Here is a 23,465-nt window from a genome sequence, read left to right as displayed (position 1 = left end):
GGATGATTTTAATTGAAAAACATGTTTATTATACATGGTTATCAAGCCAGTACAAAAAGTCATTGGTTTCAATGGTTAGCCTCACAGATGAAACCTTATGGTTACAATGTTGAAATTGTATATTTACCAAATTCCGATTATCCTGAACTCGATTCATGGTGTCAGGCTATTGATAATATCGTACAAAATAAATTGAATTCAGAAACAATTATCGTTGCGCATAGTTTAGGTGTCATTTCAATATTACATTATTTAACTTCTTTTAAGGCTAATTCAAAAATAAAAGGGCTTTTTCTAATTTCTGGTTTTAACGAAAAATTGTCTAACATACCTGAACTAAATCAATATATCAATAACACCTGTATTGACATTAATAAATTAAACGCGCGTCACATTGTTACAATTGGTGCTTCAAATGATCCAGTAGTAAATATAGACGCGACTGATAGATTATCAAATCAATTAAATGTCAAAACACATTACATTAATCATGATGGTCACTTTTTAGAAACTGAGGGGTATGACACCTTCAATTACTTAAAAGATAAGATAATGGAAATTTTATAATTATATTCAATTCCTTGAAATATAAAAAGCCCGTAAATGAATTTCCGAAAATTCATTTACGGGCTTTTTTATCAGTTATATTGAAACACTTAATTAAAAATTAATAACCTTCATCTAACTTCTGAATCTTTCCTTTTCGGTACATTGATTTAGCCCAATAACCAAAAGGAACATTAAATATAGTAGAAATTATTTTTAATAAATACGTTGTAATAAAGATTTCAAGTACCGCTTCATTTGGCATTGCGCCTAAAAAGGCAATAATAACAAATAGTGCAGTATCCACGATATTACTTAAAATAGTACTACCATAAGCTCTTATAATAAATGTTTTATCAGAGCTGAACACTTTTTTGATTAATGAGAAAAGTAAAACATCTAAATGTTGTCCGATGATGTATGCTATAACAGAACCTAAAGCAATCCTTGGAACAATATTAAAAATAGATTCTAATGCTTTTTGTGTATTATCTACTGGGGAAGGTGTGAAATGAAGTGAAAATTGCATCACTATAATCATTACCAACGTTGAACAAAAACCTAGCCAAACTGCACGTTTAGCTATTTTGCGACCGTAGATATCATTTAAAATATCGGTTGCTAAATAGATTGATGCAAACATAACATTTCCCAGTGTTGCTGAAATAGTAAAAATATCGATTGTTTTAATAACTTGAATATTAGCTATAATTGTGCCAATAGCAATCCATGCAATCAAACCATGTTTACCAAACAAACGATACATAGTAACCAATAATATAAAAGTTACTAAAAAAGTAATAACACCAAATATTTCATTAAACAATTTTATTCCTCCTAAATTTTGATAATGCGGGTGTTTAGAAACCGCAAAATAAACAACTACATTATTTTACTAGAAAATTATAAAAAAGCAAGCTCAAATTGTAAATTATCAACAAATGTTTTCACCAATGCCCTATTTCAATTTAATGATTAAACAATCGTTGTTACAAATGATATAATGTCATCAAGTCTCAAATCTTATAATAAATTAGTTAATTGGGTACTTATAATTCATTTTTAGAAATACAGGAGCGTGAAGCGTATTCTAACCTATTCTGAAAAAGAGGCAATTGACGCCATAGACCAATTGATGAACACATATTGTAAAGCGTGTTTATTAAAACGTCATATTAAAAATACAAAAGGCAAAACACAAGCACATCATTTTTGTATAAATGAATGTTCAGTCGGAAAACAAATTAAACAAATCGGTAATGAACTACAATAAAAAGGAGCATACGATTATGGAAATATTAAATGTAGCAACGACACCAAATCCAAATACGATGAAAATTGATTTAAAATTAGATAGTGGTGATAACAAACCTAATACGTATACAAAAGTTAAAGAAGACCAACCAGCCTTCATCAACGCAGTATTAGAAGTTGATGGTGTCAAATCTATATTTCAAGCAATGAACTTTATATCAGTTGATAAAAATTCAGATGCAGATTGGGACACACTTTTACCAAATATAACAAAAGTATTAGAAGAAATATAAAAATAAGGAGGGTGCCTTTATGGAAATTGTACGTGTTGAGCCTACACCAAGTCCCAATACAATGAAAATTGTATTGAGTGAAAAAAGAGAGGATAACCAATCTAATACTTATTCATCAATTGCAGAAGGGCAGCCTGATTTTATCAATGATGTTTTAGAAATTGATGGCGTTAAATCTATATTTCATGTGATGGACTTTTTAGCTGTAGATAAAAAACCTAAGTTTGATTGGGAAGATGTTTTACCTAAAGTAACAGCAACATTAAATGACGAACACGAAGTAACTTCCGAAGCGCTACCAGATGAACATTTTGGTGAAATAAAAGCAGAAGTTTTAACGTTCAAAGGTATTCCTTATCAAATTAAACTAACGACAAGTACAGAAGAACAACGTAAACAATTACCTGAAATATATGTCGACAGTATGTTAGCTGCCCAGAAAGATGATGACAATGTTGTGTTTCAACGTAAGTGGGAAGATTTAGGCATACGTTATGGTGAGCTCTCAGAGGTAATGGATGATGTCGTTGAAGAGATTACAGCTGTCTATCCCAAAGATCAATTGCAAAAACGTGTGGAAGAAGCCTTAGCATCTGATATTACAATTCCTGAAACCAAATACAAACATGTAACCTTGGAAACATATCAATCAACTGAAAGTTGGAAAGAACGTTTAAGAATGCTAAAATCATTCCCAACACCTACAATTGAAGATTTACCGTTGCTCGGCGAAGTCGTGAGTGATGAACAGAAAACACCATTAAGACGTGAAGCTATCATACTTCTTGGAATGATTGAAGATGAAATAGTACTTCCTTATCTCTATAAAGGGTTAAACGATAAAAGTCCTGCAGTAAGAAGAACTGCTGGTGATTGTTTAAGTGATTTAGGTTTCAAACAAGCATTACCAGAAATGGAAAAAGCATTAGATGATCCTCACAAAATTGTCAGATGGAGAGCTGCTATGTTTATTTTTGATGAAGGTGGACCAGAACAATTAAAATCACTACGTGAACATGCTGATGATTCAGCATATGAAGTGAAACTTCAAATAGAGATGGCTATAACAAGAATTGAAAATGGTGATGAAGCATTAGGTTCCGTTTGGAAGCAAATTGCTAATCGAAATAATGTCTAAAGAAACTATCATTTAATAAAATAGGAGTGTTATAAATGAATGCTTATGAAGCATATATGAATGAACTTGCAACACAAATGAGAAGCGAACTAACTAATCATGAATTTAATAGTTTAGAAACTGCAGATGATGTCGATGACTTTATGAATAATGTATCTGAAGATGATACAACATTTGTCGTGATTAATTCAACTTGTGGTTGTGCTGCAGGATTGGCAAGACCCGCTGCAGTTACTGTTGCAGAACAAAATGAAAAAAAACCAACTCATAAAGTTACTGTATTTGCTGGTCAAGATAAAGAAGCAACTGAAGCAATGCGCGCTTTCATTCAACAAGCACCATCTAGTCCTTCGTATGCATTGTTTAAAGGAAAAGAATTAAAACATTTCATGCCAAGAGAGCATATAGAAGGCAGAGATATTCAAGACATTTGTATGGATATTAAAGACATATTTGATGATTATTGTGATTAATCAATTAAGACCAAGGCTGAGATATAAATAAATGTCTCAGCCTTAAATTGCTTTAATGCTAAACACATAATTTCTGACTTTATCATGCATTTCATTAATGAACATATTTTGTTGTTTTGACTGATATGGTTGACCATCCCATTAGTATAGGATTAACTATTTAAAAAGTTGATTTTACTTTTGATTGTTTATCACAATATTTAGAATAACAGATTTGTGTCACTAAGCCTTTCAAAACACAAGTCATTAATTGGATACATAAATATAATGCTCAAATTCCAATTTTATTTTTTATTTTACTAGTGGTTATCTCTTTAAATTATTGGTATTTTAAAATATGATTAAATAAAAATAACTATGCTGTTGAAAGGAGTGTGTTCCACATGTTAAATAAATTTGATCAATCCTATCATGATCTTTGTAACGAAATATTAGACATAGGAAAACAAAAAGAAGACCGCACAAATACAGGTACTATTTCAAAGTTTGGCCATCAATTAAGATTTGATTTGTCAGAAGGTTTTCCATTGCTAACAACCAAAAAAGTATCTTTTAAATTGATTGCAACTGAATTACTATGGTTTATCAAAGGCGATACAAACATTAAATATTTACTCAAATATAATAATAATATATGGAATGAATGGGCGTTTGAAAATTATATTAAATCAGTTGATTATAAAGGACCAGATATGACAAATTTTGGTCATAGAGCACAAACGGATGAAGCATTTAATGAAAAATATAAAGAAGAAATGCGTAAATTTAAAGAGCAAATTTTAAACGATGAAGCTTTTGCAAACAAGTATGGTGATCTAGGTAATGTTTATGGCAAACAATGGCGCGATTGGGAAGATAAAAATGGCAATCACTTTGATCAGTTAAAAACTGTTATCGAACAAATTAAAAACAACCCAAATTCAAGACGTCATATTGTTTCAGCATGGAATCCAACTGAAATTGATACTATGGCATTACCACCTTGTCACACAATGTTTCAGTTTTATGTCCAAGATGGTAAATTAAGTTGCCAATTATACCAAAGAAGTGCAGATATCTTTTTGGGTGTACCATTTAACATAGCTAGTTACAGTTTACTGACACATTTAATCGCAAAAGAATGTGATTTAGAAGTAGGAGAATTTATACACACGTTTGGGGATGCTCATATTTATACGAATCATATAAACGCCATAGAAACACAGTTGTCTCGTACTAGCTATGCGCCACCACAACTTAAAATAAATTCAAATGTCTCTATCTTCGACATTAATTATGAAGATTTAGAAATTGTTAATTATGAATCACACCCAGCAATTAAGGCACCAATAGCAGTATAAATAATAGAATATTTAATTTTAATGTTTATTTAATATATACTTTATGCTGAGAACGTTTTACTTACTGAAATCATACTACTATTAGGAGGGAAATTATGACACTTTCTATACTGGTTGCTCACGATCAGCAACGTGTTATTGGAGTTAATAATCAATTACCATGGCATTTACCAAATGATTTAAAGCATGTTAAAAAACTCTCAACTGGCAATACGCTTGTTATGGGACGTGCAACATTTGATTCTATAGGAAAACCTCTTCCTAATAGAAAAAATGTAGTACTAACAAGAAATAAATCATTTGCGCATGATGGTGTGGAAGTTATCCACTCAATTGACGAAATATTTAATTTATCCGGTCATGTTTTCATTTTTGGTGGTCAAACATTATTTGAAGCAATGATTGATAAAGTCGATGATATGTATATTACTGTTATTGAAGATAAATATAATGGAGATACATTCTTTCCACCTTATACATTTGAAGACTGGGAAGTGGAATCTTCTATTCCGGGAAAATTAGATGAAAAAAATACGATTCCCCATACATTTCTACATTTAGTGCGTAAAAAAACAACATAGGAGGAAATAATATGAAAATGAAAATTGTAACTGATTCAACATCAGATTTATCTCATACTTATTTACAAGATAATGATATACATGTCATCCCGCTTAATTTAACTATTGATGGCAAGTCATATGTAGATCAAGTAGACATTTCCTCTGAAGAATATATTGAAAAGTTGGAAGAAAATGCTGATGTAAAAACAAGTCAACCAGCGATTGGTAATTTTATTGAATTATATGATGAATTAGGCAAAGATGGTTCTGAAATCATTAGTATTCATATGACATCAGGACTTAGTGGTACGTATCAGACTGCGCTACAAGCAAGCCAAATGACAGATAGCAAAGTAACTGTTATAGATTCAAAATCTATTTCATTTGGATTAGGGTATCAAGTTCAACATGTAGTTGATTGGAATAATCAAGGGTTTTCATCAGAAGAAATTGTTTCAAAAATTACAGATTTACAGAGTAATATAAAATTATACGTCGTGATTGGTCAATTAAATCAATTAATCAAAGGCGGTAGAATCAGTAAAACTAAAGGATTAATAGGTAATATGATGAAAATCAAGCCAATTGGAACTCTTGATGATGGTAAAATTGAATTAATTCATAATTCCCGTACTCAAAATGGTAGTATTCAATTTCTAAAAAAAGAAATCAGCACTTTTTTAGGTGATAAAAAAATTAAATCAATAGGCATCGCGCATGCAAATATTTTAGAATTTGTGGATAAAATAAAAAAACATTTCACCGAAGAATTTAATGTCACTGAATATGATACAAATGTTACAACTCCTATAATATCTACACATACTGGAGAAGGTGCAATAGGTCTAGTTGTTTTAAAATCATAAACTAATTTATAATAAATTAAGGTTCGTTTTAATTATTCTTTCATTTGTTAAATTTTCAAAACAATTTAATAGCTTATCTCTGGAATTAATGATAACTTAATGACAAGATAATAAAAAAGGAGGTATACCATGGCATATGCGACATTAGCTGGAGGTTGTTTCTGGTGTTTGGTAAAACCATTCACATCTTATCCAGGCATTGAAAATGTTGTTTCTGGCTATAGTGGTGGACATGTTGAAAATCCTTCTTATGAAGATGTTAGCCGTGGACAAACCGGTCATGTAGAAGCAGTACAAATCACATATAACTCTGAAATCACTACCTTCGAAAACATTTTGGATGTTTATTTTAAGACATTTGATCCTACTGATAACGGTGGTCAATTTTTTGATAGAGGCGAACATTATCAACCAGCTATTTTTTATCATAATGAAGCGCAAAAAAAGGCCGCAGAAGCAAAAATTCAAGAATTAAATGAGCAGGCAATATTCAACAACCCTGTAATTACACCCATAAAACCATACAAAAACTTTTACCCTGCTGAATCATATCATCAAGATTATTATAAAAAGAATCCACTACATTATGAGCAATATCAGCGTGGTTCTGGCCGTAAAAGTTTTATAGAAAAACATTGGGGGAAACAATATGATTAAAAAAAATAAAAATGAGTTAACTGAAATAGAATATTTGGTAACACAAGAAAATGGAACTGAACCTCCATTTCAAAATGAGTATTGGAATCATTTTGAAAAAGGGATTTATGTTGATAAAATTTCTGGTAAACCTTTATTTACCTCAGAAGAAAAATTTGAATCAGACTGTGGTTGGCCTAGTTTCTCAAAAGCTTTAGATGATGAAGAAATCATAGAGCTTGTTGACAAAACATTTGGTATGGTACGGACAGAAGTACGCTCTGAAGATGCAAACAGTCATTTAGGACATGTTTTCAATGATGGTCCAACTGAAAGCGGTGGTTTAAGATATTGTATTAACTCAGCTGCTGTTCAATTCATACCATATGACAAACTAGAAGAATTAGGCTATGAAGATTTAATACCACATTTTGAAAAATAAGGAGCGAACAAGACATGTTTAAAAAATTATTTGGTAAAGGTAAAGAAGTCGACAAAGAAACAAGTGTATATGCACCTATTACAGGAGAATATGTAAAAATAGAAGATATTCCAGATCCAGTGTTTGCACAAAAAATGATGGGAGAGGGATTCGGAGTGAATCCAACTGACGGTGAAGTTGTTTCTCCAATCAATGGTAAAGTAGATAATATCTTCCCAACAAAACACGCTATTGGTTTACAAGCTGATAATGAACTTGAACTACTTGTTCATATTGGTTTAGATACAGTACAACTTGATGGGGAAGGTTTCGAAGTATTAGTTGAAAGTGGCGATACTGTTAATGTTGGAGATCCATTATTACGTTTTGATTTAGATTATATTAAAGAAAATGCTAAATCAGTTATTTCTCCGATTATTGTTACAAACTCAGATAACACATCATCAATTGCAATTGCCGACGATGTAACTTCAGTAACTAAAGGTGAAACTAAAATTATAGATGTGACAATGAACTAATGAAAGATCATTCATTTTATCAATTTGCATTAACAGCACGTGGTCGAAAAGACGAAAAAGGCGAATTAGCAGAAGAAATTTTTGATGATTTGTCTTTTCCACGACAGGAAAAAGATTTTCATGCACTATCCGATTACATTGAAATGCAAGGAAGTTACACCGTTTCAATGTCTGTTTTTGATAGTTTATATGAAGAATATACTGAATGGTTAAAATTTTAGTCTTAGTTTATATTTGAGCGAATATAGTAAAGTATATTAAAATAATAGAGTATCATAGGGAGCTGGGATTAATCTTTAATGATTCAATCCCAGCTACTTTTATTTTCAAATCAATAAAATTTTGATTTGAAACATACATATATTTAGGAAGTGATAAAATGTCGGAAAGATCAGACATGGAAAATGAACACAACAAAGAAACTAAAACTGACGATGTAAATAACAAACAGCCCACTAAAAAATTAAGCTTTAAACGTAAAAATTTTATTTTAACAATCATAAGTATTGTGCTCATAACAGCAGTTTTAACGGTCTTTGCAACCATAGCAGTCATGCACTGGACAAGTGGACTGGATGGAAAGCAAAAAGCTGAAATGAAAAAAGTTGAAGATGTCTATCGTATTTTAAATAAAGAATATTATAAAAATACTGATTCAGAAAAAACATCTGAATCTGCAATTAAAGGGATGGTTAAAGATTTAGATGATCCATATTCAGAGTATATGACAAAAAAGGAGTCTAAATCGTTTAACGAAGATGTCTCAGGTGATTTTGTAGGTATCGGTGCAGAAATGCAAAAAAAAGGAGATAAAATCCAAATTACAAGCCCGATGAAAAACTCCCCTGCGGAAAAAGCTGGCATTCAACCTAAAGATGTAGTGACTAAGGTAAATGGTAAGTCTATTAAAGGACAACCACTTGAAGCTATTGTCAAAAAAGTGCGTGGAAAACAAGGAACAAAAGTCACATTAACAATTGAAAGAGCGAATCAAGCACACGAAATCACTATTAAAAGAGATAAAATACACGTTAAGAGTGTAGAATATGAAAAACATGGAAATACTGGTGTGTTTACAATTAATAAATTCCAAAGTAGTACATCAGGTGAGTTAAAATCTTTAATTATTAAAGCGCATAAAGATGGAATTAGAAAAATTGTTCTCGATTTACGTAATAATCCCGGTGGATTACTTGATGAAGCTGTGAAAATGGTGAATATTTTTATAGATAAAGATAAAACTGCAGTTCAACTTGAAAAAGGCGATCAAAAAGAACAAATAAAAACATCAAACGACGCTACCAAAGAAGCTAAAGATATGGATGTTTCAATTTTAGTAAACAAAGGTTCAGCCAGTGCATCTGAAGTATTCACAGGTGCAATGATGGATTATAATAAAGCCAAAGTTTACGGTTCAAAAACTTTTGGTAAAGGTATTGTACAAACAACGCATGAATTTGATGACGGTTCGTTATTAAAATTTACGAATATGAAATGGCTAACACCAAAATCCCATTATATTCACGGAAAAGGTATTACGCCTGATACAAAAATTAAAGAACCTGAATATCAATCATTAAATGTCATACCTAATACACAAACTTATCAATTGGGTGACGAAGACAAACATATAAAAACAATAAAAATAGGTCTATCTGCATTAAACTATGAGACTAATAATAAATCTAAAATCTTTGATAACGATTTAGAAGATGCTGTTAAATCATTCCAAAAAGATAATAATTTAACAGTTACTGGAAAGTTTGATAAACAAACCAATGATAAATTCACTCAAGCTTTAGTTAATAAAGCTAATAAAGAAGATACTGTATTAAAAACTTTATTAAATAAATTAAATTAAAGAGGTGAAATCCCCATGATAAGATTAGGTACTATAAAAGATTTACCAACTATTTTAACGATTGTAGAAGAAGCAAAATCAATAATGAAACAAGAAAATAACACACAATGGGATGAACAATATCCATTGAAATCACATTTTAAAGAAGATATTAGTAAAGACTCACTTTTTGTACTAGAAGAAAATGAGATAATTTATGCCTTTATAGTTGTCGACCAACAACAATCTGAATGGTATGATGAACTGGCATGGCCAATTGATAGAAAAAATGCATACGTTATTCATAGATTAGCAGCCTCATCAGAATATAAGGGTGCTGCAACAAAGTTATTTGATTTTGCTGTTAACCTTGCGTTAAAAGATAATGTACATGTAATGTTAACTGACACTTTTGCATTGAATAAACGTGCTCAAGGATTATTCCAAAAATTTGGCTTTATCAAATTAGGTGAAGTAAATATTGATTATCCTCCTTTCGACAAAGGGGAACCATTCTATGCCTATTATAAAAAATTAGAAGAATAGAGGTAATAATATGACAAAAATCGCATTTACTGGTGGCGGTACTGTTGGACATGTATCTGTAAATCTTAGTTTAATTCCAACAGCTATAGAGGAAGGACATGAAGCTTTTTATATTGGATCAAAAAATGGTATGGAACGAGAAATGATTGAATCTCAATTACCAGAGATTCCATACCATAAAATTTCAAGTGGCAAATTAAGACGATACATCTCTTTTGAAAATATCAAAGATATTTTTAAAGTTTTAAAAGGTATATTCGATTCAAGACGAATATTAAAAAAAGAACGTCCTGACCTATTATTTTCAAAAGGCGGTTTTGTATCTGTGCCAGTAGTTATTGCTGCTAAATCTTTGAAAATTCCAACAATCATACATGAGTCTGATTTAACACCAGGTTTAGCAAATAAAATTGCTTTAAAATTCGCTAAAAAGATTTATACGACTTTTGAAGATACATTGCAATATCTTCCTAGTGAAAAAGCAGATTTTGTAGGTGCTACAGTACGTGAAGATTTAAAAAGCGGTGATAAAAATAGAGGCTATCAATTAACAGAATTTAAAGATGATAAAAAAGTTTTATTAATCATGGGGGGGAGCCTTGGCAGTAAAAAGTTAAATGATATAATTAGAGATAATTTAGATGCATTATTAAAAAATTATCAAGTCATTCACTTAACTGGCAAAGGACTGCTAGATCAATCCTTAACGCATAAAGAAGGTTATGTTCAATTTGAATTTGTTAAAGACGATTTAACTGACTTATTAGCGATAACAGATACAGTTATTAGCCGTGCTGGTTCAAACGCTATATATGAGTTCTTAGCATTAAGAATTCCAATGCTCTTAATTCCTTTAGGTCTCGACCAATCAAGAGGAGATCAAATTGACAATGCGAAAAATTTTGAATCTAAAGGTTTTGGAAGAACGATTCCAGAAGACACTTTAACTGAACATAAACTTATCGATCAGTTAAAAAATATTGAAACACAACGTGAATCAATCATCACTCAAATGCAAACATACAAAGAAAGTTTTACACGCCAAGATTTATTTCATAAAATTGTTAATGATGCAAATAACTAATAATAGGGAGGATACGCAATGAGTCGTTGGAAAAGAATAAGTCTACTCATTATTTTTACATTAATTTTTGGCATTATTGCATCCTTCCATGAATCTAGATTAGGAAAATGGATAGACAATGAAGTTTACGAATTTATATATTCTTCTGAAAGCTTCATAACTACCACATTTTTCTTAGGAGTAACTAAAATCGGTGAAGTATGGGCAATGGTTTGTTTATCATTATTACTCATCGCCTATTTAATGCTAAAAAAGTTAAATATAGAGGCACTTTTCTTTGCTATAGCTATGAGTTTATCAAGTACTTTAAATCCATTATTAAAAAATATATTTGATAGAGAACGACCTACATTATTACGACTTATAGATATCTCTGGTTTTAGTTTTCCAAGTGGACACGCAATGGGCTCAGCTGCTTTCTTTGGCAGTACCATTTACATTGCTAATCGTGTCTTAAAAGGGAAAACAAAAGGGATAATGATAGGTCTTTCAGCACTATTTATTATTTTAATTTCATCATCAAGAGTATATCTAGGAGTGCATTATCCTACAGATATCATTGCTGGTATTATTGGTGGTGCTTTTTGCGTCGTTTTATCAACATTGATATTAAGACACAAGTTAAAAATATAAATGATAATTACACCTTGAGAAGTTAAATCACAATAAAATAGAGAAAAAGGCAATTTCTATACAAAAATAGAAATTGCCTTTTTTAAATTCGTCTGAAATGATTTTATCTCAAACTTAATTTAATTGTGTCAAAAATTATTATAAAAACCGATTTCACACTGCAAAACCGGTTTTTATATATACGTTGTTTTACAACGTTAGTCTTTTACGGGCATATAAAAGGGGATATTTACGAAAATGATCATTCCTACTAAAACAAATATGTGTGGGGGGAATGTCTATGTAGTATTGATAATCATTTTCAATTACATTATACAATACTGAGAATAATTGTCAATTAGATTTCAAAAATTTTTCTGATCTTTTATTTCAAGATTGTTACACTTAATTATCTTCACTATCTTATTGTATTTTTAATACCCTGTTACTTTCTATAAACTGTTATTTCATATATTATATATTTTGAGGTGTAAGCTAATGACAAAAATTTTAATTGTTGAAGATGAACAAAATCTTGCTCGTTTCATCGAACTAGAATTAGAACACGAAAATTATGTAGTAGATATTGAATATGATGGCAAACCTGGGTTAGAGAAAGCTTTAACCAATGATTACGATTTAATTTTGTTAGACTTGATGTTACCAAATATTAATGGTTTAGAAATTTGTAGACAAGTAAGACAAAATAAAACCACTCCTATAATTATTATCACAGCTAAAAGTGACACTTATGATAAAGTAGCAGGATTAGATTATGGTGCAGATGATTATATAGTAAAACCATTTGATATTGAAGAATTATTAGCAAGAATTAGAGCAATGTTACGTAGACAGCCACAAAAAAACATCATAGACATGCAAGGCATTATTATAGATAGAGATGGCTTTAAAGTCACTGTAGATGGTAATACTTTAGATTTGACGAAAACAGAATATGATTTATTGACCTTATTAGCTGAAAATCGTAATCATGTATTACAGCGAGAGCAAATTATCGCAGATGTGTGGGGCTATGATTCAGAAGTTGAAACAAATGTTGTTGATGTATATATACGTTATTTAAGAAATAAGCTTAAACCATATGGCAAAGATAAAATTATCGAAACTGTACGTGGTGTGGGATACGTGGTTAGAAAATGAAACAGCGTAAATTAAAAACTAAGTGGATGATTATCACAACAACCATTACATTTTCAACAATTTTTATCTTCAGTTTAATTATTATATTCTTTCTAAGTAATGCATTACGTCACAATGAACTTAGCGAAGCAGAAAGAAGTTCATCGGATATCATTCAACTATTCGAAACTAAACAATTGAATGATATTACGCCATTAGATTTAAATGCATCGTTAGGTAATTTTCAAAAAGTGATTCTTTTTGATAAAAAAGGTGAAAAACAAATAGAAACTTCAAATGATAACGATATCGTTTATTCACCCAATTTTAAACCTAAAGAAATCAATACTGCTTTGATAAAAAATTATCATAACAACGATTATTTAATTATTACAAATCGAATTAATACGCAGCACTTCAAAGGATATAGTGTAATCATTCATTCTTTAGAAAATTATAATGCACTTGTTAATTCACTATATTTTATTGCACTCATATTTGGGGTTATTGCTACTTTTATCACTGCAATGGTAAGTTACTTCTTCTCTGCACAAATTACAAAACCATTAATCTTAATGTCTAATAAAATGCAGCAAATTCGTCGTGATGGTTTCCAAGAAAAAGTTGATCTAGTTACAAATTATGAAGAAACAGATAATTTAATCGTTACCTTTAATGAAATGATGTTTCAATTGGAAGAGTCATTTAATCAACAGCGACAATTTGTTGAAGATGCTTCTCATGAGCTACGGACACCATTACAAATTATTCAAGGACACTTGAATTTGATACAGCGTTGGGGCAAAAAAGATGCAGCAATTCTTGAAGAATCTCTCGATATATCCTTAGAAGAGATGACTAGAATTACAAAATTAGTTGAAGAATTATTATTATTAACAAAAGATAATAACAACAGTAAAGAAAACGAAACAGAAAGCGTAGAAATTAATCAAGAGATAACTTCTAGAATTAAATCTTTAAAACAGCTACATCAAGATTATATTTTTGAATTTGAACCGTATCATAAACCACTTAATATAAAAATAGATCGTTATCAATTCGAACAAGTATTAGTTATCTTTATTGATAACGCTATGAAATATGATCAAGTTAATAAATATATTCAAATTCAGACAAACCTGCGAAACAAACAAATATCAATAGAAATCACTGACCATGGCGTTGGTATTCCAAAAGAAGATATAGATTTTATTTTCGATAGATTCTATAGAGTAGATAAATCTCGTTCCAGAAAATTAGGAGGAAACGGTTTAGGTTTATCGATAGCTAAAAAAATCATTGAATTAAATCATGGTACGATTCATGTAGAAAGTGAAGTAGGAAAATACACGACATTTAAAATCACATTTTGATTTTTAACCGGTTACTATTTCGACAGAAAATATGTTACGCTATAAAATGAAAATACAATTAGCAGAGCCAAATAAAATCAGGTTCTGCTTTTTTCATATAACTAGTTATTGACACTTTAATTTGGTTATATTTAATGCTATTATTGATTTGTAAGCGTTTTAACTATTTTGTGGAGGGTGTAATATGAGCAACGAAAGTCAGGTTACCCAGGCACCTGTAAATTTCGGGGCAAATCTTGGATACATTTTAGATTTATATGATTTGTATTTGAATGATCCGGCTTCAGTCCCTGAAGATTTACAAGTCCTATTTAGTACAATCAAAAACGGTGAAGCAAACATCGCAACAAATACAGCTGAAGGTCAACAAAATGCGACTAAAGCTGATAGCACGATTAAACGTGTTATGCGTCTCATAGATAACATACGTCAATATGGGCATTTATTGGCAGATATTTATCCAGTTAACAAACCTGTAAGAGAAAATCTTCCAAAATTAAATATTGAAGATTTTAATTTGGATAGAGAAACATTAGAATCAATTTCAGCAGGTATCGTATCTGAACACTTTAAAGATATTTACGATAATGCTTATGAAGCTATTGTTCGTATGGAAAAACGTTATAAAGGTCCTATTGCATTTGAATATACACATATCAATAACAATAGGGAACGTGTATGGTTAAAACGTAGAATAGAAACACCATACAAAGCGACATTAAACGATAATCAAAAGATTGAATTATTTAAAAACTTAGCACATGTAGAAGGCTTCGAAAAATATTTACACAAAAATTTTGTGGGCGCAAAACGTTTCTCCATAGAAGGTGTAGACACACTAGTTCCAATGTTACAACAGACATTAAGACTTGCTAGTGATGAAGGCATTCAAAACATACAAATTGGTATGGCCCACCGTGGTAGATTAAATGTACTCACACATGTGTTAGAAAAACCATATCAAATGATGATTTCAGAATTCATGCATACTGATCCAATGAAGTTCCTACCGAAAGATGGCAGTTTAGAATTAACTTCTGGTTGGTCAGGAGATGTGAAATACCATCTCGGTGGTGTCAAAACTACAAATTCATATGGTAGTGAGCAACGTATTTCTCTTGCGAATAACCCAAGTCACCTTGAAATAGTTGCACCAGTTGTTTTAGGTAAAACACGTGCAAATCAAGATGATACTGATAAATCTGGAGCTGTTCACACTGATTTCCATAAATCTATGCCAATATTAATTCATGGTGATGCTGCATACCCAGGTCAAGGTATTAACTTCGAAGCAATGAATTTGGAAAATTTGGATGGCTATTCAACAGGCGGTACACTTCATATCATCACTAATAATAGAATTGGCTTTACAACAGAGCCAGAAGATGGACGTTCCACAACGTATTCATCTGATGTTGCAAAGGGTTATGATGTACCTATCATGCACGTTAATGCGGATAATGTTGAAGCAACAATTGAGGCAATCGAAATCGCTATGGCATTTAGGAAAGAATTCCATAAAGATGTTGTCATTGATTTGGTTGGATATCGTCGATATGGCCACAATGAGATGGATGAACCATCCATTACCAATCCGTTACCATACCACAATATTCGAAAACATGACCCTGTTGATGTACTTTATGGTCATCAATTAGTTCAAGATAATATTATTTCTGAAGATCAAATGAATCAAATCTTTGATGATGTTCAAAAAGAACTTCGTGCCGCTCATGATGAAATAGATAAAAACGACAAGATGGATAATCCTGATATGCAAAAACCAGATAGTCTTGCAGAACCACTCCAAAGTGTCGATGTGGATGTAAGTTATGAACAACTTAAAGAAATTAATGATGCAATGCTATCATATCCATCTAACTTTAATGTTCTTAAAAAATTAAATAAAGTCTTAGAGAAAAGAAGAGAACCTTTTGAGAGCGAAGAAGGATTAGTTGATTGGGCTCAAGCAGAACAATTAGCCTTCGCAACAATCACTCAAAAAGGTACACCTATTCGCTTAACTGGACAAGATAGTGAACGTGGTACATTCAGTCACCGTCACGCCGTACTTCACGACCCTGATTCAGGTGAAGAATATATCCCACTACACAAGGTCCCAGGACAAAAAGCAACTTTTGAAGTGCGTAATTCGCCACTATCAGAAGCAGCGGTTGTTGGTTTTGAATATGGTTATAATGTGCAAAATAAAGATTGTATGACAATCTGGGAAGCACAATATGGAGATTTTTCTAATATGGCTCAAATGATATTCGACAACTTCTTATTTAGTGCTAGAGCCAAGTGGGGCGAACGTTCAGGTTTAACACTATTCTTACCTCATTCATTTGAAGGTCAAGGCCCTGAACATTCATCGGCACGTCTAGAAAGATTTTTACAATTAGCTGGAGAAAATAACGCTACAGTAGTAAACTTATCAAGCTCAAGTAACTACTTCCATTTACTGAGAGCTCAAGCTGCTAGCTTAGGTACACAATCAATGAGACCACTAGTGGTAATGTCTCCTAAGAGTCTCTTACGTAATAAAACGGTTGCTGATCCAATTGATAAATTTACATCTGGAAAATTCGAACCAATTTTACCAGAAGAACATGATAAGGATGCTGTTAAAAAAGTTATTCTAGCTTCAGGTAAAATGTTTATTGATTTAAAAGAATATTTAGCAAAAAATCCAAACAATTCAATTTTATTAGTTGCCGTGGAAAGATTGTATCCATTCCCAGCTGAAGAAATTGAAACGTTACTAAATGAATTACCTAATTTAGAAAATGTAGCTTGGGTACAAGAAGAACCTAAGAACCAAGGCGCTTGGTCATTTGTTTATCCATATCTAAAAGAATTAACAACTGATAAATACGATTTAAGTTATCATGGCCGTATTCAACGTTCAGCTCCTGCTGAAGGTGATGGAGAAATACACAAACTTGTTCAAAATATGATAATCGAACAAAGCACAAAATTTAACTAGGGGGAAGTTAAGCATGCCAGAGGTAAAAGTTCCAGAATTAGCAGAATCCATTACAGAAGGTACCATTGCAGAATGGTTAAAACAAGTCGGTGATAGTGTAGATAAAGGTGAAGCTATCCTTGAATTAGAAACAGACAAAGTAAACGTCGAAGTTGTTTCTGAAGAAGCTGGCGTATTGCAAGAATTACTTGCAAATGAAGGTGATACTGTAGAAGTTGGTCAATCTATCGCTGTTGTAGGCGAAGGAAGTGGCAATAATAATTCAGAAGCACCAAAACAAGACAATTCTGAATCACAAGCATCTGCTAGTAAGGAAGAATCAGAGCAACCACAAACAGAATCAGAATCTCAAAAGGATAATGATAGCACTACTGACGATTCACAAGATAAAGGACAACGTGTTAATGCGACACCATCTGCACGTAAATATGCTCGTGAAAAAGGTATTGACTTATCAGAAGTAGCAACACAATCAAATGACGTTGTTAGAAAAGAACATGTCGATCAAACACAAAATAATAAAAATGAACAAGCTGCACAATCATCAACAAAAGAAGAACCTAAAAAACAAGCAGCTCAACAAAACCCAACAAAACCAGTTATCAGAGAAAAGATGTCTCGCCGTAAGAAAACAGCTTCTAAAAAATTATTAGAAGTATCTAATAATACAGCAATGCTAACGACATTTAATGAAGTAGACATGACAAATGTGATGAACTTACGTAAACGTAAAAAAGAACAGTTCATTAAAGATCATGATGGCACAAAACTTGGATTTATGTCATTCTTTACAAAAGCATCAGTAGCAGCTTTGAAAAAATACCCTGAAGTAAACGCTGAAATTGATGGTGAAGACATGATTACTAAACAATTCTATGATATCGGTGTTGCAGTATCTACAGATGATGGTTTACTAGTACCATTTGTAAGAGATTGTGATAAGAAAAACTTTGCCGAAATTGAAGATGAAATTGCTAATTTAGCTATCAAAGCACGTGATAAAAAATTAGGTTTAGATGACATGGTGAATGGTTCGTTTACTATTACAAATGGCGGCATCTTTGGTTCAATGATGTCTACACCAATTATTAATGGTAGCCAAGCTGCGATTCTAGGTATGCATTCTATTATTACACGTCCAATTGCTATCGATGCAGATACAATTGAAAACCGTCCGATGATGTATATTGCATTAAGTTATGATCACAGAATCATCGATGGTAAAGAAGCAGTAGGTTTCTTAAAAACTATTAAAGAATTAATTGAAAATCCTGAAGATTTACTATTAGAATCTTAATCCACAACACAAAATAGTTTACTAACCCTAATACAACGGCGTTTAGCGTCGTTGTATTTTTATGTGTTTATGCATTTGTTAGAATTTGCCTCAAATTTGCCCCATAGCATCATTATTTTCAGTTATAGTAATCTCAATAAATGGTATTTCAAAATAAAAAAGCACCTAATCAATATAGGTACTTTCACTGTATTTATTGAACTAACCTTATTTTTTCTTTTTGATTAATATTATTTTTAAAGTCTTTGTCATATGCTTCTAATTCATTAATCAAGTTTTGAGCCATGTTATCAGTTACATGTGTATATATTCTTAATGTCATATTGCTATCAGAATGACCCACACGCTCTTGAATAGCTTTTAAAGGAATTGCATGCTGAGCTAATATAGATACATGAGTATGACGCATTGTGTGTGTCGTGACACGCTTTGTAATATTGGTAATCTCCAATGCTTCTTTTAATATATAATTTATCTTATTAGTTGAAAGGGGATTACCTTTTTTATTTGTAAATATGAAAGCTCTTTCTGAAAATTAGGGATCTAATTCGTTAAATTGTTTATATTTGTATAATTCTTCAAATATTTCTACGTCTCGTGCAGTAATACCGATTTTGCGTATACTTGAATCCGTTTTTGTAATATCTTTAAATTATAACGCTAATACTTCACCAATAGCCATACCAGTTTTATTTTGTTACAAAAAATAAGCGGAATACAACAGTTATGAAATAAAAAACAAACACTTAGAGAATAATTAATAGTTTGCAATATAATATGATATAATATATTTCAAATAAACAATTAAGTAGAGGAGATGGGATGATTTGAAAAAATTATTATTCGCAACTTTGACTACAGGCGCTTTAACACTTGGATATGCAACTGTTCCATATGCAGATGCAAAAGAAGCAGAAAATCAGTCACACGGCGGTCAGTCTACAAATTCTAAGGTGCAATATTTTTCAAACCAAGATTTGTTTGACCAATTAGAAAAAGATGGTTATGATATTAACGACATATATACAAAAGAAGAAATTAAACAGTATAAAGCTGAAGACCAATTACGCGCTGGAAAAACTACTTTTGTGGACCATGGTAACGGTAAAGCTACACTATACTTATCATCAGCATATACTAAAGCTATAGCATGGTCAGGCGCTGCTGCAACCGGTGCAATATCAGGATTAATAGGTGGTCCTTTAGGTGGTTCTATTGGTAGTTTCCTTGGAGCTATGGCTGGTTCAGCCTTAGATACAAGTAAAGGAGTTTATATAAATATGGAAACTGTAAAAGATGCTGGCGGTAATTATGTGTTTAAAGGTACTAATTGGGGTTATCAATAAAAAGAGGTGGTTTTATGACACTTAAAAATTCATTGAGATTCGGTATCATAATGGCATTAGTTATGTGTACAATGTTTTATATTTTTCCAATGCCTGAAACATTAGTGTGGAGAATACTATTTTGTCTAATAATAGTTGGTGTTGGTTTATTACTATCGTATTTTATTTTAGGAAAAGAAAATATGAAAAAAAAGTAGCACATTGATTGTGTTGAAATTTACCACGTTATTAATTAAAATAGCGTGGTTTTATTATTAATTAATGTATTGTATGGATGTAGATAAGTACAGAAGTGTTCACATCTAAACGTAGATTTGCATTATGACTAAATCCAGACATTATTTCTTTGCTCCAAATTTGTCCCATAGAACACTTTAATGATGAATATTCATAACAACATTTCACTATGTATAACATTAAAATATATATTCTATCTAAATCCTGAAGATTTACTATTAGAATCTTAATCCACAACACAAAATAGTTTACTAACCCTAATACAACGGCGTTCAGCGTCGTTGTATTTTTATGTGTTTATTTCATTTTTTGATAACAATCAAATGCGCGCTCTAGTATTATTTTACTGTTGAAAGTCATTGTAATATTTGAATATAAAACAAAAGCACCCAAATAATTTAGGTGCTTTCAGACTGTCGGCAAAGTCTCCGACTTTGTTGGCAGTTTCTTTTATGCACGCTTCCGCGGACACTGCCTTAGCCTATAGTCTTCGGCTAGTGCTATTCCCGCAGGAGTCGTCATAAATCACTGCCAATATTATAATATATGTAAATTAAACAGTGATGGTATTTATGATGTTGAATAAATCAATCGATAAAAGAGAGCAATATAAAATGATTTCTTTCTCTGAATCAGTCCTTAATATTGCCTCATTTAATATATCAAATTAAGCATACCTATATCATCAAACAGGAAAAACTGTAAAAACAGTCATTTCAATCAATTTATGTTATTACTTATTAATAATGAATAGTCATATGTAATCGTACAGCTACGTTGTGCTGATTTAAGTATTGATGGAACATATTTCCATTAAATTTAATAGCTTCATTTTTATGAATAACAAAGGTTTCCCCGTCTAATATAAGTGTTAAGGTACCTTCATAGACTGTGATATATTCCATTGTATTTGATCCATGGGATGATCCATTCATTTCACCTTCACCTTCAATAATAACCATATAGCTTTCAAATTTCTTTTCAATATCAAACTTAAATAGAGGAAATACTTTGTATTTATTATCTTCTGAGATTAAAGGTTGTATTTCATTTAAACTTATTTTCTGTATAACATTACCATTTTCTTGTGTTAATTCTGTAAAAGATATTTTTAAACCATTTGCTATCTTCCATAATGTAGTGATAGATGGAATAGATATCTTACGTTCTATTTGTCCCAACATTGTTTTACTTACACCAGTGGATTCTGATAATTGTTCTAACGAATATCCATTTTGTTTTCTATATAATTTTAAATTTTCAGCAATAATATCATTTATTTCTCTCATCAATTTTAACACCTCTATTTACAATATAACGTACAAAGCATATACTTTAAAGACCGAACACTATAACGTAAATTCAGACGTTATAGTGTTTTTGTGAATAGGGGGAGTTATAATGTTAACAATATCTATGCTTATATATGCCGTTGTAGCAAGCTTTACACCTGGACCAAATAATATTATGGCATTATTTTTTTCTCAAAATTTTAATTTCAAAAGTAGTTTGCGATTTTCAATTGGTGTAGGACTAGGTTTTCTATTTTTATTATTACTATCTAATATATTTAACACAACAATGCATGCTGTTTTTCCTAAAATTGAATTATGGATGAAAATATTTGCATTTATATATTTACTTTATTTAGCTTTTAAAATTTCCATGAGTTCTATTTATGGGACGAAACAAACTTTTAATCACGAACTAAGTGGTTTAAAATCTGGTGTAATGCTGCAATTCATTAATCCTAAAGGAATCATTTATGCTTTAACAGTGATTTCCACTTTTATTACACCATTTTATACGCATTGGCTAGAACAATTACCATTTATTATTTTATTGGCTATTATTGGATTTTTTGGCACTTTGAGTTGGGGTATTTTAGGCACTTTATTTAAATCATTTATAGCAGCACATGAGCGCTTATTTAATTTTGTCATGGCTGGTTTATTAGTTTATGTTGCTCTGAATATTTTAATGCATTAGTTATGAATTGATTTTACGTTAATGATTATCATATTGCTGTAAAAATTCGCGTGGACTACAACCATATGATGTTTTAAATCTTCTGTAAAAATTCGAATAATCAGTAAAACCACAATTGGTTGCTACTTGTTGTGGATTTTCTCCTTTTTTTAATAATCTTTGAGCATTTCGTAAACGTAAATTTAGTAAATAACGATAAGGTGGATAACCAACCAGTTTTGTGAATTGTTGTGTTATTTTGTGTCGACTTACAAAGAACTTATTTTCAAGTTGCTCTAATGAAATGTCTTCACTGTAATGCAATTCCATATAATCTAATACCTGTCTAACTAAATGACTAGATGGGTCATCACTATAATCAACAATATCTTCATTTTCTATTGCTGTCCTATTAAGTATGATTAAAAACTGAGTAAGTAAAGACTTAGCTGCTAATGCTTTACCAAAAGCTTGATTATCTTGCTCATTAATTAAACCTTGTAACAAATAATATAATTCTCTTTTTTGAGATTCCGATAATTGCAGTAGATATTTAAACTTTGGTGAATATTTATCAAAACACATGCTCAGATCACAATTTTCTACGGAAAGTTCATTTAATATTTTAGCATCAAATCTCAATCCAATACGCTCTGCATGACCATCCATTTGTTCATCCAAACGGTGAAATTCATACGGTGGGATAATAAGCATTGAACCAACCTCTAAATTAAAAGATTGTCCTTCTATGGTATAACGCAAATTTCCAGATAATGAAAAAAATATTTCATAATGATCATGATAGTGTAATTCATTTCCAAAATGTCCATCACTTATTCTATGCCATGCGGCGTATTTACCTTCAAAAGGTAGTGAAATAGTATCAAATTGATGGACAAATTCTTCTCTATTTTTCATGAACGTATCCCTCCTGCTCAAAAAACATACTTTTTTCCATGATTTA

The 23,465-nt window shown here is 31.1% G+C and carries 27 protein-coding genes; 23 read left to right on the top strand and 4 right to left on the bottom strand.

Annotated elements, in window-relative coordinates; genetic code table 11:
* The first annotated feature begins 21 nt into the window (after positions 1–21).
* Positions 22–567 carry an RBBP9/YdeN family alpha/beta hydrolase gene (locus KA873_RS05960; protein ID WP_233422667.1) on the top strand — a complete coding sequence of 182 codons (546 nt, stop codon included), beginning with the start codon at positions 22–24 and terminating at the stop codon, positions 565–567.
* 100 nt (positions 568–667) lie between these two features.
* Here the strand turns inward: KA873_RS05960 and KA873_RS05955 are convergent, their stop codons facing one another.
* Entirely contained in the window at positions 668–1,372 is a 705-nt protein-coding gene (locus KA873_RS05955) for a queuosine precursor transporter (protein WP_107523727.1), read from the bottom strand.
* Between the two features lie 252 nt (positions 1,373–1,624).
* On the opposite strand from KA873_RS05955, the gene KA873_RS05950 reads away from it, so the two are divergent.
* The 19 genes from KA873_RS05950 (at position 1,625) to sucB (ending at position 18,950) form a co-directional block, all read left to right on the top strand.
* The gene (locus tag KA873_RS05950) at positions 1,625–1,819 is read left to right on the top strand and encodes a zinc-finger domain-containing protein (RefSeq protein ID WP_107385230.1); all 195 of its coding nucleotides are present in this window, start codon (positions 1,625–1,627) and stop codon (positions 1,817–1,819) included.
* 16 nt (positions 1,820–1,835) lie between these two features.
* Complete coding sequence (locus KA873_RS05945; protein ID WP_107385231.1) at positions 1,836–2,093, top strand: NifU N-terminal domain-containing protein; 258 nt, start codon at positions 1,836–1,838, stop codon at positions 2,091–2,093.
* A gap of 19 nt (positions 2,094–2,112) precedes the next feature.
* Positions 2,113–3,231: a conserved virulence factor C family protein gene (locus KA873_RS05940; RefSeq protein ID WP_107505138.1), complete on the top strand. Its 1,119-nt coding sequence runs from the start codon at positions 2,113–2,115 to the stop codon at positions 3,229–3,231.
* A gap of 35 nt (positions 3,232–3,266) precedes the next feature.
* A complete protein-coding gene (gene brxA, locus KA873_RS05935) occupies positions 3,267–3,704 on the top strand; it encodes a bacilliredoxin BrxA (protein ID WP_107505137.1) in 438 nt (145 codons plus the stop codon).
* A 383-nt stretch (positions 3,705–4,087) separates the two neighbouring features.
* On the top strand, positions 4,088–5,044 hold the full coding sequence (locus KA873_RS05930; protein WP_107505136.1) for a thymidylate synthase: 957 nt from the start codon (positions 4,088–4,090) through the stop codon (positions 5,042–5,044).
* Between the two features lie 95 nt (positions 5,045–5,139).
* The gene (locus tag KA873_RS05925; protein ID WP_107505135.1) at positions 5,140–5,625 is read left to right on the top strand and encodes a dihydrofolate reductase; all 486 of its coding nucleotides are present in this window, start codon (positions 5,140–5,142) and stop codon (positions 5,623–5,625) included.
* A gap of 11 nt (positions 5,626–5,636) precedes the next feature.
* The gene (locus KA873_RS05920) at positions 5,637–6,473 is read left to right on the top strand and encodes a DegV family protein (protein ID WP_107386621.1); all 837 of its coding nucleotides are present in this window, start codon (positions 5,637–5,639) and stop codon (positions 6,471–6,473) included.
* A 129-nt stretch (positions 6,474–6,602) separates the two neighbouring features.
* Positions 6,603–7,130, top strand: a complete 528-nt coding sequence (gene msrA / locus KA873_RS05915; RefSeq protein WP_107385363.1) for a peptide-methionine (S)-S-oxide reductase MsrA — start codon at positions 6,603–6,605, stop codon at positions 7,128–7,130.
* Positions 7,123–7,551 (top strand): peptide-methionine (R)-S-oxide reductase MsrB, encoded by a 429-nt coding sequence (msrB, locus tag KA873_RS05910; RefSeq protein WP_107505134.1) that lies wholly within the window; start codon positions 7,123–7,125, stop codon positions 7,549–7,551. Before msrA ends, msrB begins: the two co-directional genes overlap by 8 nt.
* 14 nt (positions 7,552–7,565) lie before the next feature.
* Positions 7,566–8,069, top strand: coding sequence for a PTS sugar transporter subunit IIA (locus tag KA873_RS05905; RefSeq protein WP_071560120.1), 504 nt, complete (start codon positions 7,566–7,568; stop codon positions 8,067–8,069).
* Positions 8,069–8,290 carry a YozE family protein gene (locus KA873_RS05900; protein WP_019468959.1) on the top strand — a complete coding sequence of 74 codons (222 nt, stop codon included), beginning with the start codon at positions 8,069–8,071 and terminating at the stop codon, positions 8,288–8,290. Before KA873_RS05905 ends, KA873_RS05900 begins: the two co-directional genes overlap by 1 nt.
* Before the next feature lie 158 nt (positions 8,291–8,448).
* Positions 8,449–9,930, top strand: a complete 1,482-nt coding sequence (locus tag KA873_RS05895; RefSeq protein ID WP_107505133.1) for a S41 family peptidase — start codon at positions 8,449–8,451, stop codon at positions 9,928–9,930.
* 15 nt (positions 9,931–9,945) lie between these two features.
* Positions 9,946–10,455: a GNAT family N-acetyltransferase gene (locus tag KA873_RS05890; protein ID WP_107385308.1), complete on the top strand. Its 510-nt coding sequence runs from the start codon at positions 9,946–9,948 to the stop codon at positions 10,453–10,455.
* 10 nt (positions 10,456–10,465) lie between these two features.
* Positions 10,466–11,539 (top strand): undecaprenyldiphospho-muramoylpentapeptide beta-N-acetylglucosaminyltransferase, encoded by a 1,074-nt coding sequence (locus KA873_RS05885; protein ID WP_107505132.1) that lies wholly within the window; start codon positions 10,466–10,468, stop codon positions 11,537–11,539.
* A gap of 18 nt (positions 11,540–11,557) precedes the next feature.
* Entirely contained in the window at positions 11,558–12,172 is a 615-nt protein-coding gene (locus KA873_RS05880; RefSeq protein ID WP_019468963.1) for a phosphatase PAP2 family protein, read from the top strand.
* Positions 12,173–12,649: 477 nt separating this feature from the next.
* On the top strand, positions 12,650–13,312 hold the full coding sequence (locus KA873_RS05875) for a response regulator transcription factor (RefSeq protein ID WP_107385350.1): 663 nt from the start codon (positions 12,650–12,652) through the stop codon (positions 13,310–13,312).
* Positions 13,309–14,664 (top strand): HAMP domain-containing sensor histidine kinase, encoded by a 1,356-nt coding sequence (locus tag KA873_RS05870; protein ID WP_107521408.1) that lies wholly within the window; start codon positions 13,309–13,311, stop codon positions 14,662–14,664. Before KA873_RS05875 ends, KA873_RS05870 begins: the two co-directional genes overlap by 4 nt.
* Before the next feature lie 184 nt (positions 14,665–14,848).
* Positions 14,849–17,653: a 2-oxoglutarate dehydrogenase E1 component gene (locus KA873_RS05865; RefSeq protein WP_107505131.1), complete on the top strand. Its 2,805-nt coding sequence runs from the start codon at positions 14,849–14,851 to the stop codon at positions 17,651–17,653.
* A 13-nt stretch (positions 17,654–17,666) separates the two neighbouring features.
* Entirely contained in the window at positions 17,667–18,950 is a 1,284-nt protein-coding gene (gene sucB, locus KA873_RS05860; protein WP_107383913.1) for a dihydrolipoyllysine-residue succinyltransferase, read from the top strand.
* 193 nt (positions 18,951–19,143) lie between these two features.
* On the opposite strand, the gene KA873_RS05855 is transcribed toward sucB, so the two are convergent.
* Positions 19,144–19,467, bottom strand: coding sequence for a tyrosine-type recombinase/integrase (locus KA873_RS05855; protein ID WP_107505130.1), 324 nt, complete (start codon positions 19,465–19,467; stop codon positions 19,144–19,146).
* 310 nt (positions 19,468–19,777) lie between these two features.
* Here KA873_RS05855 and KA873_RS05850 point away from each other — a divergent pair, with 310 nt between their 5' ends.
* Both KA873_RS05850 and KA873_RS05845 read left to right on the top strand, forming a co-directional pair.
* Entirely contained in the window at positions 19,778–20,296 is a 519-nt protein-coding gene (locus tag KA873_RS05850; RefSeq protein ID WP_107505129.1) for a hypothetical protein, read from the top strand.
* Between the two features lie 14 nt (positions 20,297–20,310).
* Positions 20,311–20,493 carry a hypothetical protein gene (locus tag KA873_RS05845; RefSeq protein ID WP_107505128.1) on the top strand — a complete coding sequence of 61 codons (183 nt, stop codon included), beginning with the start codon at positions 20,311–20,313 and terminating at the stop codon, positions 20,491–20,493.
* Positions 20,494–21,273: 780 nt separating this feature from the next.
* Here KA873_RS05845 and KA873_RS05840 read toward each other — a convergent pair.
* Positions 21,274–21,822: a helix-turn-helix domain-containing protein gene (locus tag KA873_RS05840; RefSeq protein ID WP_210140187.1), complete on the bottom strand. Its 549-nt coding sequence runs from the start codon at positions 21,820–21,822 to the stop codon at positions 21,274–21,276.
* A gap of 112 nt (positions 21,823–21,934) precedes the next feature.
* On the opposite strand from KA873_RS05840, the gene KA873_RS05835 reads away from it, so the two are divergent.
* Complete coding sequence (locus KA873_RS05835; protein ID WP_107505126.1) at positions 21,935–22,522, top strand: LysE family translocator; 588 nt, start codon at positions 21,935–21,937, stop codon at positions 22,520–22,522.
* A gap of 18 nt (positions 22,523–22,540) precedes the next feature.
* Here KA873_RS05835 and KA873_RS05830 read toward each other — a convergent pair whose 3' ends face one another.
* Positions 22,541–23,419, bottom strand: coding sequence for an AraC family transcriptional regulator (locus KA873_RS05830; protein ID WP_107505125.1), 879 nt, complete (start codon positions 23,417–23,419; stop codon positions 22,541–22,543).
* Positions 23,420–23,465 lie beyond the last annotated feature (46 nt).

The organism is Staphylococcus sp. GDY8P45P (genome assembly GCF_017892745.1).
In the GTDB taxonomy this organism is placed as follows: domain Bacteria; phylum Bacillota; class Bacilli; order Staphylococcales; family Staphylococcaceae; genus Staphylococcus; species Staphylococcus cohnii.
This window is presented reverse-complemented; position numbering and strand designations above follow the sequence as displayed.